Origin of the sequence: Virgibacillus sp. 7505, assembly GCF_002272135.1 — a bacterium.
Classification (GTDB): Bacteria; Bacillota; Bacilli; order Bacillales; family Amphibacillaceae; genus Terribacillus.
Genome location: NZ_NPBF01000004.1, coordinates 176,248 through 192,965, shown reverse-complemented (window position 1 = coordinate 192,965; position 16,718 = coordinate 176,248). Strand labels below are relative to the sequence as shown.

19 protein-coding genes are annotated in these 16,718 nt (G+C 44.1%); 15 read left to right on the top strand and 4 right to left on the bottom strand.

What is annotated here, in order from left to right; translation table 11 throughout:
* Positions 1-10 precede the first annotated feature (10 nt).
* On the top strand, positions 11-1,810 hold the full coding sequence (locus tag CHH91_RS00905; protein WP_095221072.1) for a S9 family peptidase: 1,800 nt from the start codon (positions 11-13) through the stop codon (positions 1,808-1,810).
* A 107-nt stretch (positions 1,811-1,917) separates the two neighbouring features.
* Positions 1,918-4,098, top strand: coding sequence for a DNA topoisomerase III (locus CHH91_RS00900; protein ID WP_095221070.1), 2,181 nt, complete (start codon positions 1,918-1,920; stop codon positions 4,096-4,098).
* A gap of 33 nt (positions 4,099-4,131) precedes the next feature.
* Here CHH91_RS00900 and CHH91_RS00895 read toward each other — a convergent pair whose 3' ends face one another.
* Entirely contained in the window at positions 4,132-4,770 is a 639-nt protein-coding gene (locus CHH91_RS00895) for a LysE family translocator (RefSeq protein ID WP_095221068.1), read from the bottom strand.
* A 126-nt stretch (positions 4,771-4,896) separates the two neighbouring features.
* On the opposite strand from CHH91_RS00895, the gene CHH91_RS00890 reads away from it, so the two are divergent.
* From CHH91_RS00890 to CHH91_RS00845, 11 genes are all read left to right on the top strand, one after another.
* Entirely contained in the window at positions 4,897-5,301 is a 405-nt protein-coding gene (locus tag CHH91_RS00890; RefSeq protein WP_095221066.1) for an NUDIX hydrolase, read from the top strand.
* A gap of 104 nt (positions 5,302-5,405) precedes the next feature.
* Positions 5,406-6,647: a CYP152 family fatty-acid peroxygenase CypC gene (gene cypC / locus CHH91_RS00885; protein ID WP_095221064.1), complete on the top strand. Its 1,242-nt coding sequence runs from the start codon at positions 5,406-5,408 to the stop codon at positions 6,645-6,647.
* Positions 6,648-6,688: 41 nt separating this feature from the next.
* Complete coding sequence (locus tag CHH91_RS00880; RefSeq protein WP_095221062.1) at positions 6,689-7,168, top strand: HXXEE domain-containing protein; 480 nt, start codon at positions 6,689-6,691, stop codon at positions 7,166-7,168.
* A 165-nt stretch (positions 7,169-7,333) separates the two neighbouring features.
* A complete protein-coding gene (locus tag CHH91_RS00875) occupies positions 7,334-8,587 on the top strand; it encodes an alcohol acetyltransferase (protein ID WP_095221060.1) in 1,254 nt (417 codons plus the stop codon).
* Entirely contained in the window at positions 8,587-9,300 is a 714-nt protein-coding gene (locus tag CHH91_RS00870; RefSeq protein WP_095221059.1) for a DUF6320 domain-containing protein, read from the top strand. Before CHH91_RS00875 ends, CHH91_RS00870 begins: the two co-directional genes overlap by 1 nt.
* 385 nt (positions 9,301-9,685) lie before the next feature.
* On the top strand, positions 9,686-9,988 hold the full coding sequence (locus tag CHH91_RS00865; protein WP_095221058.1) for a lmo0954 family membrane protein: 303 nt from the start codon (positions 9,686-9,688) through the stop codon (positions 9,986-9,988).
* A 17-nt stretch (positions 9,989-10,005) separates the two neighbouring features.
* A complete protein-coding gene (locus tag CHH91_RS20400) occupies positions 10,006-10,170 on the top strand; it encodes a hypothetical protein (protein ID WP_176465616.1) in 165 nt (54 codons plus the stop codon).
* 20 nt (positions 10,171-10,190) lie between these two features.
* Positions 10,191-10,814, top strand: coding sequence for a PspA/IM30 family protein (locus CHH91_RS00860; RefSeq protein WP_095221057.1), 624 nt, complete (start codon positions 10,191-10,193; stop codon positions 10,812-10,814).
* An 89-nt stretch (positions 10,815-10,903) separates the two neighbouring features.
* The gene (gene liaF, locus CHH91_RS00855; RefSeq protein ID WP_176465615.1) at positions 10,904-11,623 is read left to right on the top strand and encodes a cell wall-active antibiotics response protein LiaF; all 720 of its coding nucleotides are present in this window, start codon (positions 10,904-10,906) and stop codon (positions 11,621-11,623) included.
* On the top strand, positions 11,620-12,663 hold the full coding sequence (locus CHH91_RS00850) for a sensor histidine kinase (protein ID WP_095221054.1): 1,044 nt from the start codon (positions 11,620-11,622) through the stop codon (positions 12,661-12,663). Before liaF ends, CHH91_RS00850 begins: the two co-directional genes overlap by 4 nt.
* A complete protein-coding gene (locus CHH91_RS00845; RefSeq protein WP_095221052.1) occupies positions 12,660-13,292 on the top strand; it encodes a response regulator in 633 nt (210 codons plus the stop codon). The genes CHH91_RS00850 and CHH91_RS00845 overlap by 4 nt, the downstream gene beginning before the upstream one ends.
* Positions 13,293-13,329: 37 nt before the next feature.
* On the opposite strand, the gene CHH91_RS00840 is transcribed toward CHH91_RS00845, so the two are convergent.
* On the bottom strand, positions 13,330-13,965 hold the full coding sequence (locus tag CHH91_RS00840) for a YpmS family protein (RefSeq protein ID WP_176465614.1): 636 nt from the start codon (positions 13,963-13,965) through the stop codon (positions 13,330-13,332).
* A 14-nt stretch (positions 13,966-13,979) separates the two neighbouring features.
* The gene (locus tag CHH91_RS00835) at positions 13,980-14,885 is read right to left on the bottom strand and encodes a GDSL-type esterase/lipase family protein (protein WP_095221048.1); all 906 of its coding nucleotides are present in this window, start codon (positions 14,883-14,885) and stop codon (positions 13,980-13,982) included.
* 214 nt (positions 14,886-15,099) lie between these two features.
* Between CHH91_RS00835 and CHH91_RS00830 the strand changes: the two genes are divergently transcribed.
* Both CHH91_RS00830 and CHH91_RS00825 read left to right on the top strand, forming a co-directional pair.
* A complete protein-coding gene (locus CHH91_RS00830; protein ID WP_095221046.1) occupies positions 15,100-15,297 on the top strand; it encodes a DUF2188 domain-containing protein in 198 nt (65 codons plus the stop codon).
* 80 nt (positions 15,298-15,377) lie between these two features.
* The gene (locus CHH91_RS00825) at positions 15,378-15,629 is read left to right on the top strand and encodes a hypothetical protein (protein ID WP_095221044.1); all 252 of its coding nucleotides are present in this window, start codon (positions 15,378-15,380) and stop codon (positions 15,627-15,629) included.
* Between the two features lie 7 nt (positions 15,630-15,636).
* Here the strand turns inward: CHH91_RS00825 and rarD are convergent, their stop codons facing one another.
* Positions 15,637-16,557 (bottom strand): EamA family transporter RarD, encoded by a 921-nt coding sequence (rarD, locus tag CHH91_RS00820; RefSeq protein ID WP_095221042.1) that lies wholly within the window; start codon positions 16,555-16,557, stop codon positions 15,637-15,639.
* Positions 16,558-16,718: the final 161 nt, after the last annotated feature.

Below are 16,718 nucleotides of genomic sequence, written 5' to 3'. Positions count from 1 at the left end.
GGATGAGCATATGATTGATTTTCCAAAACCAGCGGCAAGGCAATTCCTGCAAACCTTGACACTTGGGAAATTCGCTGTAACAAGTAACGAGGATAAACTTCTGTTTGTATCCAATTTAAGCGGTAAGATGAATTTGTGGAGCAAAGCACTTCCAGTCGGTTTCCCCAGCCAGCTCACGTTCGAAAATCAGTCTATCGGGAGTGTTCATGGTGATCCAAAAGGCAGATATACGCTAATTACCAGCGACGTAGACGGAGATGAGAATTACAAAATCAAAGTCATTTCTCCAGCAGGAGGCCAGGCTAAATCTTTAATTCCTGCAGAACAGGAGACGAAGCAATTCATTTCACATCTGTCCGATGATGGTGAATATCTATACTATGCAACGAGTCAGGGTAATCCTGAATACTTCAATAGTTTTAGGCGAAATGTAATGACAGGTGAGGAAGAACTGCTTGTTGTTGGAGAAGATGCATTAACGACAATTGAATCTGTTAGCGAAGACGGTTATATCATTGCTTATGTGAAAAAATTCAGCAACACGCATAGCTTGATCGAAGCTTTGGACGGAGACAAGACACATGTGCTCTCATCTGAACCGGAAGAAATACAGGAAATGCGCCAAGCCGTTGTAGCAGGCAGAAAAGTGTATTACCTGACAAACTTGCATGAAGATCATCATTATTTGGCCGCTTACGATTTAGATGAGCAATTGACTACTATTATAAAAAAACTTCCTAATGCTTCGATGGATGAACTGGATTATGATGCTGCTAATCATTGTTTATATGTTAGGACTTTGGAAGGCGCGATTGCGAGGCTTTATCGTCTTACAATTGCGGATAAAGGTTGGAGGGAAGTAGTTACGCCATTTGATATGATTCTAAGCTTGAAGATTGCTGCAAGCGGTGCGCTTTATGTTCTTGGCTCTACTTCCACTTCACCGATGCAAATTTTTACGTTTACTGGTTCAGAGTGGGAGCCAATTGTCACGAATCGCGTGCCGGGCGTGCCGGAAGAGATGCTTGTCGAAGCCGAAACGATTACATATTCATCATTTGATGGCTTACAAATCGAAGCTTTGTGGTTCAAAGCTTCTGATGAAGTCAGTAACCGGGCTACAATTTTCTGGCCGCACGGTGGACCGCAAAGTTTGGAAACGAAAGCTTTCCGTGCTTATTTCCAATATTGGCTGGCAAATGGCTATTCCGTCTTTGCTCCGAACTTCCGCGGCAGCGCCGGTTATGGGTCAGACTTTATGAAAATGGTGGAAAGGGATTGGGGTTACGGTCCACGCTTAGATTGTGTAAAAGGTGCCGAATGGCTGTTTGATCAAGGGTATGCCACACCAGAAACACTTTATTGTGTCGGAGGCAGCTATGGCGGCTACATGACCTTGCTCTTGCATGGAAGGCATAGTGATTTGTTCCGGGCATTTGTCGACATTTTCGGACCATGTGACTTGTTCACTTTTTATCATTCTGTGCCGGATCATTGGAAGCAAATGATGGATCAATTCGTAGGAAATCCGGACCGAGATAAAGCGAAGTTCATCGAGGATTCGCCAATTACATATTTAGAAAATATGATAAAACCGATGATGGTTGTACAAGGAGCGAATGATCCGCGTGTCGTACAAGCAGAGTCGGATAAAATCGTAAACGCATTACGGGATAAAGGAGTGGAAGTAGAGTATTTGCTGCTTGAGGATGAAGGGCATGGCTTCTCTAAGAAAGAAAATGAACTGTTAGTCTTTGAACAGATTGTCAAGTTTCTCGATAAGCAGAGGTTGGATCATCCGATTGGATAAGTAAAGGGAAAGGCAGTGCGCTGGCACTGCCTTTGCTATGCCGCTTGCTCCCGAAAAAAGCCGCCATGTGCTACACTATAGGAAGTGATTCGAGAAAGGATGTTTTCATGGGTAAAACGGTTGTACTGGCAGAGAAGCCATCTGTCGGCCGCGATATAGCGCGTGTTCTTGGCTGTACGAAGAAGACGAACAGCTATATGGAAGGAAAAGACTATATTGTAACGTGGGCGCTTGGTCATTTAGTGACATTGGCGGACCCGGAGACATATGACGATAAATATAAAACTTGGAAAATAGAGGACTTGCCGATGCTGCCGGATAAGCTGAAGCTTGTTGTGATCAAGCAGACTGGCAGGCAGTTCAGCACAGTAAAAACGCAATTGAACAGAAGCGACGTCAGTGATATTGTCATTGCTACTGATGCCGGGCGTGAAGGGGAGCTTGTTGCACGCTGGATCCTAGAGAAAGCTCGTGTGAACAAGCCTGTGAAACGGTTGTGGATATCCTCGGTTACGGATAAGGCGATCAAGGACGGTTTTAAAAACCTGAAAAGCGGCAAGCAGTTCGAGAACCTCTATAAAGCAGCGGTAGCCCGCTCTGAGGCTGATTGGTATGTCGGTCTGAATGCAACACGTGCATTGACGACGAAATTCAACGCACAGCTGTCCAGTGGACGCGTGCAGACGCCGACTTTGGCGATGATCCATCACCGGGAAGAAGAGATAAAGAACTTCAAGCCAGAGACATTCTATGGCATCGAAGCAAAGACTCAGAAAGGCTTGCGCCTCGTCTGGAAGGATCAGAAGCATAACAGTACACGGACGTTCTCTAAAGATAAGGCAGAGCAGGTGCTTCAGAAGCTGAATCAGGTCAAGGCTACAGTGAAGGAAGTGGAGAAGAAGCTGAAGAAGAGCTATGCTCCACAATTGTATGATCTGACTGAACTTCAGCGCGATGCGAACCGTCTGTTTGGGTTTGGCGGTAAAGAAACACTCAATATCATGCAGCAGCTGTATGAGCGTCATAAGCTTCTCACATATCCGCGTACGGACTCACGTTATCTTTCTTCTGATATCGTTCCTACGCTGAAGGATCGGGTTAAAGCTGCAGGTGTAGGAAGCTACGGCCGTCTGGCAACGAAAATTACGAACGCACCAATTAAAGCGACAAAAGCATTTGTTGACGACAAGAAGGTATCTGATCACCACGCAATCATTCCAACAGATCAGAATGCGTATGGTGCTGACCTTTCCGATAAGGAACGGAAAATCTATGATTTGGTCATCAAGCGTTTCTTCGCTGTCCTGTTCCCGCCGTTTGAATATGAACAGACAACATTGACTGTTGAGGCAGCTGGAGAAACATTCACTGCCAAAGGTAAAATCGTACAAAAGCAAGGCTGGAAGGAAGTCTATGCGAACAACTTTGATGACGAGGAAGCAGATGACGATCAAACGTTGCCGAACGTCGAAAAAGGCGAGGAGTGGTCGCTTGCGTATCGGATGACGACGGGCGAGACGAAACCGCCGGAACGATTCACAGAAGGCACCTTGCTTCATGCGATGGAAAATCCGGTCCGTTTCATGGCTGGTGAGAACAAGGATCTTATCAAAACGATCGGCCAGACTGGCGGACTTGGCACAGTTGCGACACGTGCTGATATCATTGATAAACTGTTCAATACATTCTATATCGAGAAACAAGGCAAGTATCTGAAAATGACTTCCAAAGGCCGACAGCTGCTTGAGCTTGTACCGGAAGACTTGAAATCACCAGCATTGACTGCAGAATGGGAAATGAAGCTAAGTGCCATCGCGGAAGGGAAGCTGAACCAGCAGCAATACATTTCTGAAATGAAGCAGTATGCGAAAGAAGTCGTTGCCGAAATCAAGAACAGCGAGCATAAGTATAAGCACGATAATATGACGGGCACACAGTGTCCGGATTGCGGGAAACTGATGCTTGAAGTCAATGGCAAACGTGGTCGTATGCTCGTTTGTCAGGACCGGGAATGCGGGCATAAGAAAAATATCGCCAAAACGACGAATGCACGCTGCCCGAACTGTCATAAACGTTTGGAACTGCGCGGTGAAGGGGAAGGTCAGATTTTCTTCTGCAAATGCGGACATCGTGAAAAGCTGAGTACGTTCAACGAACGCCGCAAGAAAGAGAAAACCAATAAAGCGAGTAAGCGTGATGTACAGAAGTATCTGAAGAAGAATCAGCAAGATGATAGCTTCGCAAATACTGCATTGGCTGATGCACTTGCTAAATTTAAGAAACAATAAACGAAGAAGCCCTGCCATTTGGCAGGGCTTCTTTTAATACAGGCGGGGAGAAAAGGTGATTTTGCGCAGCACATCTTCCCAGACGATTTTTCCGCCATAGATGAGGAAGACAAAGCCAAACACTACATCCAAGTAAGATTGAAATTTGACGACAATCATACGGATTTGTTTCATGCCGACAAGCAGCAATGTCCCAACGTACCACGCACTGTTGCCAAGCAGGAAGCAGATGATAAGCAGAAATGGGTTTTGCAGCTGGTCGGTACTAGCGAATTGGGGGAAGATACTCAGGAAGAATAAGCTGACTTTTGGATTCAGGAAGTTGCTTAGGAACCCCATCCGGAAAGCCTGCACTTTTGTGATGGTAAATGCTGCGCTATCATGCGTGCTTTTTTTGCTGCGTAAAAGATGAATGATTTTCTGGATGCCAAGATAAATCAAATAACATGCCCCAAGCAGCCGGATGCTAGTGAACAGGATTACAGATTCCTGCAGAATCATCGATAGTCCGAGTAAGGCAAAACTGATGTGAATGAGCAGGCCGCAGCGGTTGCCGAGCAATGTGATGAACCCGAATCCTTTGCCATGCGACAAGGTGCTTCGTGTCATAAGCAAAAAATCAGGGCCTGGCGTAGCAGCTAAAGCGAATCCAAGAAGAATGATCTCAGGCAATTGAATGGCCTCCTTTTTTTAGATTCTACCATTAACGGAAGATGGGAGAAATGCTCATAAAAAATCTTTATAGCAGCAGGAACCGTCGTCCCTGCTAGGGAAAGAAACAAGAAGGAGGAGTTTAAGATGCCACCAAAACATATTGTTTCCGCCGCAGCAATTGTTCGGAACGACCAAGGACATATTTTACTGATTAAAGGACCAAAACGAGGCTGGGAGATGCCGGGAGGACAAGTGGAAGAAGGAGAATCACTTGAACAGGCAGCAATTCGGGAAGTGAAGGAAGAAAGCGGAATCGATATAGAAGTGAACAGGTTTTGCGGAGTCTATCAAAATACAGAAAAAAGTATCTGCAATACCCTTTTCCTAGGCAAACCGATTGGCGGTGTTTGTACGCCTTCGGAAGAAAGTCTGGAAGTTGGCTATTTTCCGCTTGAAGAAGTAAAGGAAATGGTAACCTGGGGAAACTTCCTGGAACGGATCGAGAACTGCCTTGATGAGAATCAGCACCCACTTTATGTAGCATTTTAATACATAGGAAGTACCTTGCTTAGAGAAAATAAGCAAGGTACTTTTCGTTTTCATCCTGCAATCCAAGGGAAATAGACAAACTAAACAGGGAAGGGTGACATGATATGTCCATGCCGAAGGAAGAAGGATTAGATCATAGTCTAGCTTTTTTAAAAGAAGGCTATGAATTCATCCTGCATAGGAGAAAAAGTTTTCAGTCAAATGTGTTTGAGACTACATTGCTCGGAAAAAAGGCTATTTGTCTTGGTGGAAAAGAAGGTGCAGCGCTCTTTTATGACCCAGATAAGTTCATTCGTGCTGGAGCTGCTCCGAATCGGCTTGTTAAAACACTATTTGGCGAAGGCGGTGTTCAGACGCTGGATGGGGAACAGCATCGTAATCGCAAGGGGATGTTCATGTCCATCATGTCTAAGGCTCAGCTGCAGCAGCTCGATAAATTGTTGGAATCGGAATGGGAGAAGGCTAGCGAGCAATGGGAAAAAATCGATCAGATAACGTTATATAAAGAATCACAGAAAATCCTGATGAAGGCCGCATGTGATTGGGCAGGGGTGCCGCTGGATGATGAGGAAAAAAGGACAAATCAAATGCGACACCTATTCGAATCGCCAGCAGCCGTAGGACCCGCCCACTGGAAAGGACGAACCTCCCGTTCTGATGCGGAGAACTGGATTGCCGGACTTGTTGAGCAGGTAAGGAAAGGGAATCTGCATGCGACTAAGGAAGGCGCACTCCGCGTTTTTTCCGAGCATCGGGATAGTGATGGGAAGCTGCTTCCTGAAAAGATAGTTGCTGTAGAAGTGCTGAACATACTGCGGCCTATAGTCGCCATCAGTATTTATATTACTTTTGCTGCACTTGCCCTGCATCAGTTTCCGGGAGAAAGAGGACGGCTGAAAAAGGGGGATGGCAGTATCCGCAGGTTCGTACAAGAAACCCGCCGCTTCTATCCATTCTTCCCCGCAACCATGGCAAAAGTGAAAAAGGATTTCGAATGGGAAGGCTATCAATTCAAGGAAGGTACCATGACCTTGCTGGATCTGTATGGTAACAATCATGATCCGCATTTATGGGAGCAGCCGGATCTATTCAATCCAGACCGATTCCTCGATTGGAAGGAAAGCCCATTTGACTTTATCCCACAGGGCGGCGGGGACTTTGACATGGGACATCGCTGTGCTGGAGAATGGGTCACGATACAGGTGATGGAAGTTAGCATTGACTTTCTTACAAACCGCCTGCAATATAATGTTCCAAAGCAGGATTATAGCTATAGTCATTCTGCCATGCCGAGTATGCCGAAGAGTCAAATGATACTAGCTGATATTCGGAAGTTAAACAACTGATTTGGTTAATATGCGATAATGAAGGGGAGGGGGGTTTTTATATGGAAGTCCTGCTTTTCCTTATCGCAGTTACATTACATAATATAGAGGAAGCTATCTTTTTGCCTGCTTGGTCTAAGACAAGCAAGTATCAAAAGACAGTGGAACCAAAGGTATTCCATTTTGCTGTAACTGTCATAACATTACTTGCATGTTCTATTGGTACATTGTATCTGCTCTGGCCATCTAATATATATTTTCAGTACCTTCAGATCGGTTTGATTGGCGCTATGCTTCTAAATGTAATCGTGCCCCATGCTGTTGCAATGATTGCAGAGCGGAAATACGCTCCAGGCATTGTCACAGGTCTTATCTTGATTTTTCCGTTTGGAGGCATAGCGATGTATCATATCCTTCAGGTTACGGAGATTGCCATTTCGGCAGTTGTCTTTTCTGCTGTTGGTACCGGTATTTTACTATTAGGTATCATACTTATATTATTTGTTATCGGAAATCGTTTCTTCCACGAAGAGCACCGTTAGCGAGTTTTTTAATGTCTGCCAGTTTTAATCTGGGAGAGGAGAATAGCATTCAAGCTTGAGTAAACTAAATAACTGAAAGAATATGAAGTAGAATATAGTACAATTTTATGGTTAAGTTGATCTTATTTATAACTAAGAAACCGAGCACAAGAAGGAGATAGTAGTATGGAAACAGATTGGTACAAACTAGATAGTGCTGGTAAGCTTTATGCTTCTACTGTTTCTTCCAGGGTATCCACTGTCTTTCGTCTTTCTGTAAGTATGTACAAATCTGTCAATGCTGCATTTCTTCAAGAAGCTTTAGAGGAAACATTGGAAGAGATATCTTCCTTCAAAGTTATCGTAAAAAGAGGCGTATTTTGGTACTACTTCGAAAAGACAGCCACTATTCCTACTGTATCTGAAGAGCATTATTATCCTTGTTCCAATTTATTTTTCAGAGGTCGTAACACATTTCCTTACAGAGTGCTTTACTATAATAAAAAAATTTCTCTAGAGCTGTCCCATATGCTGACCGACGGTACTGGAGGAATAGAATTTTTAAAGCTGTTGGTAAGAAACTATTTGAAAAAAGAAGGCGTTGACCTGCCTTGTATACGGGAAAAGCTTAATGGATTTAATTTTGATAACGCATTTTTCCAGCATTATGAAAAAATGGTTCCGAAATGGCAAGATACTCTGGACAGAGCCTATAAGCTACCATTAAGATTGGACAAAAGAGGCGTGTATCACGTTACGACTGGTAAGCTGGAGATCCAGGAATTGAAGAAGATAGCAAAGAAATACCAAACAAGTATCACAACCTATTTACTGGCGTTATATGCTGAAATATTGATTGATATTCAAGCGGAAAATACGAAAACAAGAAGGCCTATTACAATAAATGTTCCCGTTAATTTACGTAATTTCTTTAAAACGAATACATTGAAAAATTTCTTTGTAAGTGTTCCGGTAACGATAGATCCTCGTCTTGGTACATATAGTTTCGAGGATATCATTGAAACGATTAGTATAGAGCTAAAACGATATCTAAATGATAAACAGTTAAAAACATTAATTGCGCGCGGTGTGAGGGGCGAACGTAATTTTTTGCTGCGGGCGCTGCCTTTGTTTGTAAAAGATTGGATCTCTCCAATGGTGCACGCCAGGTTTGGCGAAAACTTATACACAAGCTCGATCTCCAATCTAGGAGTAATATCACTCGATACAGAATTAGAAAAACATGTGGAGCGCTTTGAATTTTATCCTCCGCCAAGTATCGGCAACAAGATAAAAGCTGGAGTAATAAGCTACAAGGATGATATGTATATTACTTTTGGTAATTTGTCGAATGACCGACTGGTAGAAAGAATGTTTTTTAGGAAATTAGTGAAAGAAGGCGTACAAATAAAAATCGAAACCAACAGGAGTGCATATTAATGGCTTACTGTCCTAAATGCGGGGTGAGTGTTGAAAAGGACCAAATTCCTTGTCCGCTATGCTTTACATACATACCGAAAATTGTAAGCGATGAAGAATTGCTGGATGCGAACGGGTTTCCGACCTATTATAGTTTATATGAAAACCTGGTGAATTTTTTCATACGTGTTGTGTATCGTGTTCTATGTGTTCTGATGATCCTGGGATTCCTTATTCCTACACTTATAGATGTCATATTGAATAAAGAGTTGACATGGTCTCTATACAGCAACTTATCTATTGTTATATGCTGGAGTTTTCTATATGTAGCCTTTGGTTATGTGAAAGGAACTAGAGATAAAATTATCGTCTTACTCATAACAATATGCGCTGGTTTAGTAGGTTTTGACGTAATCAATGGATATACAGGATGGTCAGTCGAAACGGCATTCCCGCTCCTGGGTATTTCTCTGTTACTGCTGGTAATAAATATAGCTATTTTTAAAAGGAATAGAAGCTGGTTTCGCCAAAGCGGCTATATCATTTTCTCTATTCTTATACTCCTCATCGGAATTGAGTTTATAGTAGGCAGGTATGCAGATACAGAAAACATAGTTTTTCATTCTGTGGATGAACTTCTTCCGTCTACTTTATTAGGTTCTATTTTGCTCCTGATTTCATATAGAATGCCTAAAAAGTGGGTAGAGAAGTTAAAGCGGAAGTTTCATATTTGATTTAGACGTTTAGGTAGTAAGGACGTTCGTGAATTATCTCGATAATTTACGAGCGTTTTTTTGTTTGTTTTTATTGGAGCAATACGATTAGTTACTGCAATGAAAGGACACCCTCCGGGCTTTCTCGCCTATCCCTCCGTTTCTAACCGGTTTCTTACGCTTTTCGTGTTGTCTAGCTGCGGTGACCAGAAACTGCGCTGTAAGCGAGAAATCCCTGCGTGGGTTAGGACGCCCACTCCGGGCTTTCTCACTTACCGCTCCGTTTCTGAACGGTCACCTTCGCCTTTCGTAAGACCAAAGTCTTATTCAAGTTATGGCTGGGGGTCGTTATGGGGGAGCGGGGATAGCGGTAGACTAGGAGTATGAAAGGAAGGAGAGAGGCTTGATGAAGAAGGTGTTATTGATCATCGGTGCGGTCATTGCTGCGGCAGTGCTCTTGGCTAATCTGGGCTCGCTGCTTGTGCTGGCTATCAGTGTTGCAATTGGCTATTACGGGTTGAGGAGGTTCATCCTGACAGATAGTGTCGGTGCCAAGATTGGCTGGGGTGTAGTGATTGGAATTGGTGTATGTATTTCACTTTCCAATTTGCCGGCGTTGATCGGATTGGTTGCTCTTGCAGCTTTGTATTACATGTACCGGGCTTGGAAGAAGGAAAAGGAAGCTGAGAAGTTCGATTATACTCTGTAAATGGAAGGAAGAGCATAGTGGACGATTACTTGGAGCAGCGAATACGTGTGCTGGAATTGGAAGTGGAAGAGCTGAAGGAGCAGGCAAAGCCGAATAGGCAGGATAATACGTGGATTTGGGCATTTATCCCGATTTTGGCACTGCTCATCCCAGTATTGGCTCTTGTTGATGACATATTTTAAACAAAAAAGGAGAGGTACACATGGAAAACATTTTTACTCGTATCAAACAGGCGGTAGCAGCAGATTTTCACGAAATCTTGGATAAGAAGGAAGAAAAGAATCCAACGGTTCAACTCAGTCAATATATTCGTCAATGCGAGCAGCAAGCGAAAAAGATTCGTGAATTGATCGAAAAGCAATACCAGCTCAAGCATGATTTCACGAAGGAATATCATGCAGCGCAGGCAATGGCAGATAAACGGGAGAGACAGGCGAAGCTTGCTGCCGAGCAAGGGGAAGCAGAACTCGCTGAACAAGCGCAAAATGAACGTGAGCAATATCAGGAACGCGCAGACAAGATTAAAGCAATGATGGATAAAGCAAGTTCTGACCTGCAAGAGCTTGAGAAGAAGTACGTGCAGATGAAGCATAAACTAAAAGACCTTTATGTAAAGAAAATGGAGTTCGCGGAGCGTGAAAATGTCGCAAAAGCGCATCGAAGCATGAATGAAATATTGAAACATAAACCTGAATTCGAATTTGCTACAAACAAATTCAATGATTTGGAAGGCTATATTGACCGTTTGGAACGGAAAGTGGACGCAGATTACAGGAAAATGACATTGGATGCCAAGCTTGCAGAGCTTGAGAAGAAATCTAGTTAAAATAGGCACATCATGGTAATCTAGGAAGGACACAGGCGGCTGTGTGCTTCCTTATTTACACTTGCCGCATGAAAGGGAGTGCCTCGGAATTGAAGCCTAACGATATGATCCGCTGGCTGCTGATCACAGCAGCTGTCGTTTTTGTGGCTGAATTATTGATATCAGGCACAGGTGTCCTGATAGGGATCGGAATCGGGATATTCTTCATTTATCTTGGAAAACGGAGGCTTTCCAATGGTAAAAGACCAGTCATGTTTTGGATAGGGATAGTCATTGTTGCCTTCAGTTTATTGCAATCATTTGCTTTTTATCTTGTTCTGACAGCAGGCATTATCTATTACTTTTCGAAAATCCATGACAGTGCGGCAAATAAACCGCAAACCTATCAGCCTTCCTTTGACCAGGCTGCGTCGGAGGAGCAAGTATTCGAACAGAAATCTCTATTCCAAAACAGCTGGTTTGGTGCGCAGTCGGCAGGGAGTGGCATTTATGAGTGGCAGGATACGAATATCCAATCGTTCATAGGTGATACAATCATTGACTTGAATTATACTGTGCTGCCAAAAGAAGAAGCCGTCCTGATGGTGCGTAAAGTGCTCGGAAATGTACGAATCATAGTGCCATATGATATAGAAGTCGATGTCCATCATTCAGTTGTGTATGGCTCAGTCACAATTTTCGACCACAGGGAACAGAACTGCTGGAGCAAAGTGATCCATTTGCGTACGAAAGGCTATCAGCAATCCTCCCAGCGCATCAAAATCGTTACGAGTGTAGTAGCCGGTAAGCTGGAGGTGGTGCGCGTATGAGTAATATCGTGAAACGCCATGTTGGCTTCGGTATGCTGTACAGTGTGCTATTGCTGGTCGGATTAACTGTTCTGTATATTATCGATTTTCCTTTGGATGATTGGAAAGATATCTGGACGATGCATGAAAGCACCCTGCCATTTTTAGTTGCAGCCCCGCTCTTTGTCCTTTTTTCTGGGGCTATTCTTGGATTGTTCTCCGGGCTGTATTGGCGCAAGCGCTGGCATCAGGCGGCGAGGGAAATGGAAAGCATCCGGGAAGGTCAGCAGCCGTTGAAGAAACGCAGCTTCAGCTTAACCGAGCTGCAGCAGACATGGGCTGAACTCGAACGTCTTCAGACTTATATGAATGAACAGGCTAAGCTTGCCCAAAAGCTGACAAATGAGCGTGTGATCGATCGTGAGGAAGAGGTCCAGCGTATTGTATCAGAGGAGCGGAATCGCCTGGCAAGGGAATTGCATGACTCAGTCAGTCAAGAGCTGTTTGCAGCATCTATGCTGATTTCTGCTTTGACGGAATCCGAGGGAGAAGAGACAGCTCTGTTTAAAGCACTGAAGCAGCTGGAGGCAATGGTGCAGCAATCACAGCTGGAGATGCGTGCACTGCTGCTGCATCTAAGACCGGCTGCACTGAAAGGGAAAACGCTGCAGGAAGGAATGGAGCTGCTCCTGGAAGATTTGCGGGCAAAGGTACCCCTATCGATCGACTGGGAGCTGGACACATTTCCTGTAGAGATAGGGATCGAGGATCAGCTGTTCCGAATCGTGCAGGAGTCGGTATCCAACACGCTGCGTCATGCGAAAGCTGAAAGCTTGTCAATCAAACTGCTGCAGCGCGACAGCTTTATTATCCTGCTTGTTGCAGATGATGGGATCGGTTTTGAAATAGGTACCGAACAGCCAGGTGCATACGGTTTACAAAATATGAAGGAGCGGGCAGCGGAAATCGGCGCTCATCTGCGTGTGGTAAGTGTGCCGAAGCAAGGCACACGCTTGGAGGTACGCGTTCCGATGCTTGACAGAGAGGAAGAAGAAGCATGATCAAGGTGCTTTTTGTAGACGATCATGAAATGGTCCGAATCGGAGTTTCAGCCTATCTATCCACCCAAGCTGATATCGAGGTGATAGGTGAAGCAGATAATGGAGAGGAAGCGGTGGAGCTTGCACTTGATTTGCGTCCGGATATCATCTTGATGGATCTTGTAATGGACCGTATGGATGGAATAGAGGCTACCAGACAAATCATAGCTGCTTGGCCAGAAGCCAAAGTAATCGTCGTCACAAGCTTCCTGGATGATGATAAAGTATATCCAGCCCTGGAAGCAGGAGCTGCCAGCTATTTGCTGAAAACATCCAAAGCTTCTGAAATAGCGAAGGCAATCAGATCTACATATAATGGCACGTCAGTCTTCGAGCCTGAAGTGACGAACAAAGTGATGGCACGCATGCGAAAGCCCCAAGCCCCCGTTTTACACGATACATTGACAGCGAGAGAGCAGGAGGTGCTGCTTTTGATAGCGAAGGGCAGATCGAATCAAGAGATTGCCTCTGAACTGTTCATTGCTTTAAAGACAGTCAAAGTGCATGTCAGTAATATTCTAAGTAAGCTCGAAGTGCAGGACCGGACACAAGCAGCAATTTATGTCCATGAGAATGGGCTTCTTCCATAAAAAACAGGGCATCCTTATAAGGAGATGCCCTGTTTTTTTACAAGCCGAATGTATCATTCGGGATATACAGCTTAAAGCTAAGATTATCATTCGGTAAATCGAATTGCTCTACTTCCACGTGGAAATTGTTCTCTAATTCCATTTGGGTAACAGCAACATAAATGGATTCTTCATCCGGATTGATAGTTACCCACTCCGGCATTTTATAATATCTATCTATATATTTGAGAACTTTATCATTCGGCAGGGAAAGACTGCCGAGGGAGATATCACGCTGTACAAGCAATAGATCTCCGTTATCCTGTACCTGCGGCTCGAGTGTCATCTGCAGCGGAATCCGCACGCCGAATGCTGTAATACCTCCGCTTAGCTCTACAGCATCATCACCCAGAACGACAGCATAATTATCGGAATTATCATTAAGCTCTTTATCGATATATGCGTTTATCAGTTCATTAACATTTGCTTTCGTTGAGCTGATTGTGAACTCCGAGGAGTCAGAGCTGTCAAATTGTGCTTCCTTCGGAGGCTCCGGTGCCGGGCTGAATGCCGGAAGGAAAATGAGCAGCAATAGAAGCAGCAGGACGATACCATTCGCAATAGCTAATATTTTAAAGTATTTTTTCCAGTCACGCTGCTTCGGTGGCTGAGATTCGTTCTTCCTGTTTTCCACGATACATCACCTGCCTATTCATCGTCTTCCTGTATTACGGGCTTGATGCTTTCCAATACCCTTTCTGCAACTTTTCCATACCCGACTTCATTCGGGTGGAAGTAGTCTTCAGATAATAAATCAGCTGTTTTATTTTCGAATAAATCAGCTGTTTCGATATAATGCTGGTCTTTCTCCCCTGCGACCTGCTTGCCTATGTCGTTGTACTCATTGATGATTGTTCCGAGCTGGTCTTGTAGTTCTGGGAAGTTCTCCTCGAATGGGTTATAAAAGCCGATCAAATATACCTCGGCATCTGGATTCAATGTATCAATTTTATTAAAAACATCATTCATTCGTTTCTCATAGGCTGGCATGGCGGCACTATAGTCCTCATAATCCAAGTCGGTGAAGTGATCCTTTGTCACTTTCATGATGTCATTGGCACCGATTGTAATCAGGACAACATCAGCATTCTCGATGGAAGCTGAAATGATAGGATCATCCAGTCTTTTCAGCAGCTGATCTGTTCGATTTCCGCGTTTACCGAAGTTATCAATCTTCACACGATCATCTGTCTGTTCAAAGGTTTGCTGAAGAATACCGACATAGCCGCCATTCTCCGTCTCATCACCGACTCCTTGAGTCAAACTATCACCAACAGCCGTAATATGCAAATCTTCCTTGATGAAGAGGCCGAGTGTATCCTTAAGCAATCGCTGGAAAGCATCTTTTATGTCAGAAGAATTATCCGCTTCTTCTTCCGATGCGGCAGCGTCTTCACCAGAATTTCCGGAGGAATCAGTTTCAGATGGAACGACCTCTGCAGGGGAATTGGTGACTGTTGTTTTTTGTTCGGATGCAGCAAGGACAATCATTGTGCCGATGATAATGGCAAGCAGGAATGATGCGATAATCAAGTAGATTTTTCTTTTTTGCAAGCATCATCACCCTCGTTTGGTAGAAATATAGTTACGTATTCCCGCTAGCAAATTCCTTAGACAGCGGTATACGATAAAATAGAATCGTGAATTGAATGTAAAATTATATTTTACTAGATTTAAAGGGAGTTGAATAGTGGGAACAGCTGGCATGTAATGTTTCACGAGATGAACAGCTGGGAACAAAAGTAAAGTTATGAAGGAGGCACATGGTATGAAAGGATACAGTGGTGTCCAGAACAAGGATGTGTCTGGCTGTGACGTGAAGATAGAAAATGTGGCACCGGCTGAATATCATAGTTCGCGTGATGATGCTGTTCTGGAAGCGGAAGGACTTGCCAAGGATAATGCGCCTAGCAAAGTTGTCATCTATGATGCGCAACAGGAGATTGGGGAAGAACGGCGGTTTTAAAAAAATCCCGGCAGGAATTGCCGATATGTTATAACCGATTGGGCAGTTCCTGAATAAGCTGAACAGCAGGAGGTGCAGGTATGGATTTTTCCTTGCTGCTGTTAGCTTTTTCTGGAATTGCACTGCTTAGTATCGGAGTGCTGCGACATTTCACAAAGAACCCGTTCGTCTTATTCATCCCGGCTGCTGTAACGGCTTTGCTGCTGCTTGTTACCAGTGTATTCTCCTTCTTGTTTCAGGAGGAGATCATCAAAGGGACATTATACATCTTTGCTACTATCTTATGTGGATTATTTGTGTTATTGCTTTTCTTGCCACCTTTTCGTAAATAAAGGTGGCTTATTTTGCAGCTTGGGCTTGTTTTAGCTGCTTCGTCGTCAGGCGCTTCAGCCGGATACCCGAAATGGTGTAGAGGACTAGAGCTCCCCAAATACATGAAAAAGCGATCAGGTGTGCATGTGTGAATGCTTCGCCGAATAAAGTGACACCTAAGAGAAGCATGAGTGTCGGGCCGATATATTGGAGCAAACCGATTTGTGTCAAAGTAAGCCTGCGGGCTCCATGGGCAAACAGCAGAAGCGGTGCGGCTGTGGCAGCCCCAGACAAAAATAGGATGATAGCTGTACCTGCAGCTATCGGTTCGCTATGTGCTGCGGGTACAAATAGCAGATACAAAATGGCCAGCGGTGTGACGAACATTGTTTCGATTGTCAGTCCGAACATTGGCGGAATGGTAACGACTTTTTTCAACAGGCCATAAACAGCGAAACTGATTGCGAGCAGGAATGATACCCAAGGAAACACACCATAACTGATAGTCAGATAGAGTACGCCAAGAGCGGCAAGGATGAAGCTGACAATTTGCAAGCGAGTGCTTTTTTCCTTCAAGACAATCATCGCGAGCAAAATGCTGATCAGTGGATTTATATAATAACCTAAGCTGGACTGCAGGACATGTCCGGAATTTACCGCCCAGATAAATACGAGCCAATTGAGGCTTACGGTCAAGGAAGCAGCGAACAGACCCCAGAACGCACGCTTATCTGAAACTAAATCCTTTATTTGTTTCAGGAAGGGACGGATTTTCCCTAGCAAAAGAACTACAAGGATCATCGTCACAAAGGACCAGACGATTCTGTGAGCCAGCAGATGACCTGCGTCTATTTCCCCTAATAAGTTCCAAAAAAGCGGCAGTACGCCCCACATCACGTATGCGATTGCTGCATACACGACGCCGGACTTGGATGATTGCGATTGCATATTATTATGGCCTCTCTTTCTTTCTCTGTATGATTCAAGTGTAAGGTTGAGTTTGACGCTTTTCAATACTTTTGTTTCTTTTGGGGTTTCAAGAAGTTGTCAATGCTTGCTGTGATACTATATATTAGTATGGGTAATTGGAAATATGCTACATATGAAGG